This is a genomic window from uncultured Gimesia sp. (assembly GCF_937919775.1).
Taxonomy (GTDB): domain Bacteria; phylum Planctomycetota; class Planctomycetia; order Planctomycetales; family Planctomycetaceae; genus Gimesia.
In genome coordinates this window covers 1-5,904 of the sequence record NZ_CALFPF010000341.1, presented here as the reverse complement: position 1 = coordinate 5,904, position 5,904 = coordinate 1, and the positions used below count along the sequence as shown (strand labels likewise).

General features: G+C 53.1%; 4 protein-coding genes. 3 read left to right on the top strand and 1 reads right to left on the bottom strand.

Annotated elements, in window-relative coordinates; translation table 11 throughout:
* Nucleotides 1-385, top strand: a 385-nt coding sequence (locus Q0294_RS09475; protein ID WP_299463897.1) for a DUF1559 domain-containing protein, incomplete at its 5' end; no start/stop codon positions are given.
* A 127-nt stretch (nt 386-512) separates the two neighbouring features.
* Nucleotides 513-941, top strand: coding sequence for a hypothetical protein (locus Q0294_RS09470; protein ID WP_299463894.1), 429 nt, complete (start codon nt 513-515; stop codon nt 939-941).
* A gap of 164 nt (nt 942-1,105) precedes the next feature.
* On the opposite strand, the gene Q0294_RS09465 is transcribed toward Q0294_RS09470, so the two are convergent.
* Nucleotides 1,106-3,103, bottom strand: a complete 1,998-nt coding sequence (locus tag Q0294_RS09465; RefSeq protein WP_299463891.1) for a prolyl oligopeptidase family serine peptidase — start codon at nt 3,101-3,103, stop codon at nt 1,106-1,108.
* 538 nt (nt 3,104-3,641) lie between these two features.
* On the opposite strand from Q0294_RS09465, the gene Q0294_RS09460 reads away from it, so the two are divergent.
* The gene (locus Q0294_RS09460) at nt 3,642-5,474 is read left to right on the top strand and encodes a CocE/NonD family hydrolase (RefSeq protein ID WP_299463888.1); all 1,833 of its coding nucleotides are present in this window, start codon (nt 3,642-3,644) and stop codon (nt 5,472-5,474) included.
* Nucleotides 5,475-5,904: the final 430 nt, after the last annotated feature.

Sequence of the window (5,904 nt, the reverse complement as noted above, 5' to 3'; positions counted from 1 at the left end):
ACTGAGTAATACGATTCTCGCGGGGGAAAGAGCTTATCAGATCCCGGGAAATAAAATGAGTGCCGCCATGTTGTTTGCTGTGAGAGACAACCTGGGACAAGGGCCAACCTGTGCAAACTGTGGAACAAATACGGCAGCGAATCAGGGGCTGTTGAGCATCACCGGGACAACGCACTTCGGGATTAATCCCATATCGACCGCCGACCAGGCCAACGGAGGCTATAGCAGTTTGCATACGGGAGGCGCCCAGTTTTTGATGGGTGATGGCGGCGTTCGGTTCCTCAGTGAAAACATCGACAACAGCATTGCCAGCGGAGGCGTTGTCGACAGCACTTTTGAAAGACTGGCATCAATCCGGGATGGAGCCGTCATTGGTGAATTCTAGAACGCGGTCATCGAAACCGTATCGGTTCATCAACTGAAAGACGAGGGAGGCCCCTGCGGCCTGGGAACTGCTTTTTCAAGCCCGGATTCGGGCGAATTACATGGAATTTATGCGAGGATACATCTCGATGAGACTTTCTGTCATTTTAAAATTATCCATCATCGGTTTACTTGTCAGCCTCATTTCCGGATGCGGTGGCAGCAGTGACACTCCCCCTCTGGGTACAGTCTCAGGAGTGGTGACTTTGGATGAAAAACCTCTGGCAAACGCTCAGGTCACTTTTCAACCCGCTGGAGGCCGGGCCTCAGTCGGAGAAACCGACAGCGAGGGTAAGTATACTCTGTCTTACACAGGGGCCGCCGCAGGAGCGCTGATCGGTCCACATCAGGTGGTGATTATTTCAGCCGTCGAAGCATTTTCGGATGAATCGGGTGAGGGAAAAGACCGGGCGGCCCGCCCTGAAATCCTGCCTGCCAAATATAATTCGAAGACCACACTGAAAGCAGAAGTCAAAGCGGGTTCAAACACGATTGATTTTCCACTAACGTCAAAATAATGGTACAGCCGTCTCAGGTCTGAAACTCTTCCGCTCCAACAGGCGAGCAGAACAACCATGAAAACAACAGACCCCTGAGTCTTGTGACGGGGGTCATTTTCGGGGACAGGACAAGCCCTGATGGATGATGAACATACCAGCCTAGAGGCACACGATTCATAAATTTATTCTTCAGGCCAGTTCCATTGCTCGTCGAAGTAACCGGAACGCAGCACGTTCTCCTCGAGTGGAGTTGAATCTGTATGGGACGGGTCGATTTGCAGCACAGCCCAGTCACCCCAGCGCGGGAAGAGCAGGTAATTGAATTTCGCCAACTCAGCTTCTCGAAAGGTGTGGCCGCTGTTGAGTACCACGTAACGACCATTCGCACCAGAGAGTGGGTTCGGCGCGATCAATGCGGGAACGTGATTGCCCGCGGGGTAATCTTGATTGCCAAGCCGGAGCATTTTTCTTGACCATTCCAGAGGAAGATCAGGCAAGACTTTCGCGATATAACTGTTACTCCCCGGATCGCCAAAGAGGATCAGATTTCGGGTTCGAATATCTTCTTCCGTCACGTCCGTGTCGTTTTTGATGGGAAGTTCACCGCGAAAATAGTGTCGCCACTCGTCGGCGAATCGCTTCAGACTGGCAGTGGAATAAGCATGAACGGCAGCGTTCCACGGTTGCCCTGTTCCACGTACACAAAGAAACGATGACGAAAACGCATCGTCAATCGGCCCCTGCAAACCGGGTCGTTTGCCTGTGAGCGGCGATTTTTCAATGCTGTCCGCAATCGACCAGATGTTGTCCCGGCGTTCGACCACAAGCTTTCGGGATGGTGCGGTACTTGCCGGCGACAGTGAAAGTTCTGTGGTACCGATCCGCAGTGTCTGCAGTACTTTCGGCAGATGCGATATATCGATCGCGAAGCGTGTGATATTTTGCAGTTCCGTAATTTCAATCTTATCATCACGCAAATGCACAGCGATCACAGCCTTCGCGTAATGTTGCTGTAAACCAAGCACTTCCAGCCAATGGCAGCGATTGTATTTGAGAGTCCAGGTGACAAAACGCAGTTGTTGTGGCTGCCTGTCAAGCCCCTTGGCGACATACAAGCTGATCCGCCGCATCTGCTCGGCATGGGTGACCGGGTCAATGACGTGCCCCGTGCCTGGCGAGATAAGATTGACCATCGTGAGGCCTTCCTGCTGCATTGCTTTCCCCATCAGCACGTGTGCCTGAAAAAAGACATCTTTGTCACCGATGCACGCGATGGCCGGCACGACACCGGCGTTGGCGGCGTAGTCGATGGAATCAAGCATATGCAGCCCCAGTTCCTGATGCGGCGGCAGTGGGCCCACTTTGACGAAGTTCTTCAGCGGCGTTTCCGAAAAATGATGCGTATCGACATAACCGCAGTAGGGTCCGAGTGCCACAAAATAATCCGGGTGTTTTAAACCAAGGTGCCATGTGCCGGAAGCCCCCATCGACATGCCACGCAGGACGATCCGGCGACGGTCGATGTTGTAGCGACGGCAGACGTCCTCAATGGCCTCGAACACGTCTGTCTCTCCGGCCCAGCGGTAACAGTTCTCCACACGACCCAGTGGATGCAGCTCGATGTATGGCTGATCGGGAGCCGTGGACGGTTTGTCGTTCCCTGCATCGAAACGTGCGATAAACCGTAATTCGCTCAGGCCGACGGGCCGTGTGCTACCGTGTAAAACAACGTCGAGCCGGATCGGCCGTGAGGGATCATAGTTCTCAGGTACAATCACGCCATACGGCTGCACCGAGTTGTCCACCGCCGAAACGTAGCCTAGTGCAAGCTTGCCCTTGCGGGTACTCCATGGTTTTTTGTTTTCGGTTAAAGCTTCGGTGCGCTGTTTCCCGCGTACAATTGCCTGTTTCATTAAAGCGATATCTCGCGGCGAAAACTCCTGGTCGTACTGCAGAGCCCACTTCAGACCCTTGGAGAAAATCGAGACATCCGCGAAGTCGCTTGCAGGTCGATCACGTAATGTTTTCAGTGAGTCCTGCAGCGTCTGCAGTTCTTGATCGAAGGTCTGTCGCTGTTCATTCGACAGAGGCAGGGAGCTCTGGCCAAGACTGAGCGCGCCCGGCCACGTGCAGAAAACAAGTGCCAGCAGCACACCCAAAACACGGCATCGCGGCATCATCACAGTCTCCGATCATTTGTGAATCAATTATTGACAATCAGTTATTAAGCGGGAATCAAAGCGAGATCTGATGTCGATCAACGCGGAATCCGAACGATATCCAGAGTTGACCTGAATCAAAAGTTTCTACATGAGTCGTCACACAGTCTCAATAAAACCTGTTATACCTTGAAGAGTTCGAGAACAACACGTTACAGGTGCGATTCGTAATGAAGCCTGCAAAGATAATCGATGCGGGAACCCTGCTGTTTTCACTGACATGTTGTATTTGCAACATGTGACGGCCTCTAATCAACAGGGAAGCGCGACCAATGAAAACAGCATGAAACGCTCATCGAAAAATCACAGGTGGCAGCCATTCTGAGCCAATCGCAGTATTGATTTCGGCCTGCTAAATGTTTCTAATGATCTGAACATAGTTAGACGAGACATCGCGGCGGTTCTGGAGTTGGGCTTTTACGCTGAGGTCCAGTCCGTCACAGTTCCCAGTTTGTTATCATAGCCAGTCTGTAATACTTAGAGCAGGAAAGCAAAACTGATGGTCTTCTCTCGGATATTTTTGGGCGGTCGTATCGCGTTGATCGTGGCTGCGATCATCCCATTTGCCTGCTCTCTCGCGACTGCTCAACCGCCACAGCCGGGCGAATACTCGCCTGTCAAGTACGAGGTCATCGAAGAACGCGACCGCGATGCACCCATGCGCGATGGCATTCAATTGAAGATTGATATCTTCCGTCCCAAGGCCGACGGTCGCTTTCCCGCCGTGTTGCAGCAAACGCCCTACAACAAAAACGGACAAGTGGCACGGGCAAAGAATTTCGCCGCGCGCGGTTATGTAGTGATCAACGTCGATTCACGTGGTCGATTTGAATCCGGAGGTGAGTGGGACCCGTTTTCGCCAAAACACAAAACCGACGGCTACGATCTGGTGCAGTGGATTGCTGCGCAGCCGTGGTGTAATGGCAGTGTGGGAACCTACGGGCTGTCGTACATGGGCTGGACGCAGTGGTGGACGGCTTCGCAGACGCCGCCGGCTTTAAAAGCCATCGTCCCCGAAGTCGCTCCGCCAGACAATTTTTATAATTGTCCGTATCAGAATGGGATCTTCGTCTGCTGGATGATCGACTGGGCAGGCTCGACGTCCGCCCGTCTGCCGCATAGTGCTGGCCCCGGTGCTTACGGCGGATTTGCCGTTAATCGCGAAAAAGCGTATGACAAACTCCCCTACATCAACTTCGATAAAACCCGCAATTACAAACCCAACGAGTGGTGGCGAAAATGGATTTTACAAAACACCGCCGATGGCGAATACTGGCGGGCCATTGCTTATCAGACCCCCGAGAATTATGCCAAAGTGAAAGTTCCATCATTGGCTGCTTCCGGATGGTTCGACGCGAACTTTCCCGGCACGCCGATGAACTATCTGGCAATGAAGCAATATGGCGGTTCGCCCGCCGCGCGTCACCCGCGGATCGTAATTGGTCCCTGGGAACATATTATTAACCGTCATCAAAAGGCGGCCGGCGTCGATTTTGGCGAGCAGGCGATCATCGACTGGGACGGATACGTGCTGCGCTGGTTCGATTATCACTTAAAGGGAATCGACAACGGCGTGCTGCAAGATCCCCCCGTGCACGTTTTCGTAATGGGCCGCAACAAGTGGCGCGCCGCTCAAGACTGGCCACTGCCGCAGACACAATACATCAAGTACTATCTGCGGAGCGACGGGAAAGCGAACTCTTCCGAAGGCGATGGTACTCTGAGTACGCAGCCTCCCGGCAAGGAACAGGCAGACCAGTATATTTACGACCCTCAAAACCCGACACCTTCGGCCCCCTTTACCAATGGCCATATTGACGGACCACGCGACATCAGCCAGTCCGCTGCGCGGAGTGATGTGCTGGTTTACGACACGCCCGAGTTGACCGAGGATGTCGAAGTGGTCGGCCCGATCACAGCCCGCCTGTTTGCTGCCACGAGTGCCCACGATACCGACTGGATGATTCGCCTGGTCGATGTATATCCTGACGGACGTAGCCTGTTCCTTGGTGAAGGCGTCATACGGGCCCGCCACCGCGATCCCGAACTTAATGGTGCATTCAACCCGCACAAGCTCAGCACGATTGAACCAGGTCAGCCATACGAATACAGGATTGACTTCTGGCGACCAACGGGAAATGTTTTCGCGCGCGGACACCGCATCCGCATCGAGATCTCCAGTAGCTACTATCCATACTACCTCCGAAATCCCAATACGGACGAAGACAATATCGGCCTCGCGACAAAGTTCCAGATTGCAAAGCAAAAAATCTTCCACGACGCGGCAAGGCCTTCGTATGTTGTCCTGCCCGTGATTCCCGCAGGTAAGTAAAGCACCAGACTAGCAGCTCTCGCCGAGGCGATTAAAAACCTGTCCGAAACCGTCATGACGATCACTGCGAAATGCGCCCCTGTTTTTTCCACTGCTTTAGATTCTTTCCTTGAATCTCGCTTTGCAATCACCCGTGCAGACCAATTTTGGGTCGCAAACACGTTCCATTTTCATGGTAGGTGAGATCCCAGATTTTCCCGCGCAGATCGCCGCGAACTTTGCCAATCCGGAATGATGTCTTCCGGTTCAGCGAACCCCGGTGCCACAAAATGCCATAAAAAGTACCACAAATGGGAAGCTCTGGAGCGGTCCAGATAAAACAAAAGCCGCTGAGTTATAGGCATACAACTCAACGGCTTTGATTATAAGCGGAGAGGGGGGGATTTGAACCCCCGGTACCTTGCGGCACGCCGGTTTTCAAAACCGGTGC

Coding starts and splice junctions, on each gene's coding strand:
- Q0294_RS09470 (WP_299463894.1), top strand. CDS start 513: ATGAGACTTTCTGTCATTTTAAAATTATCCATCATCGGTTTACTTGTC.
- Q0294_RS09460 (WP_299463888.1), top strand. CDS start 3,642: ATGGTCTTCTCTCGGATATTTTTGGGCGGTCGTATCGCGTTGATCGTG.
- Q0294_RS09465 (WP_299463891.1), bottom strand. CDS start 3,103: ATGATGCCGCGATGCCGTGTTTTGGGTGTGCTGCTGGCACTTGTTTTC.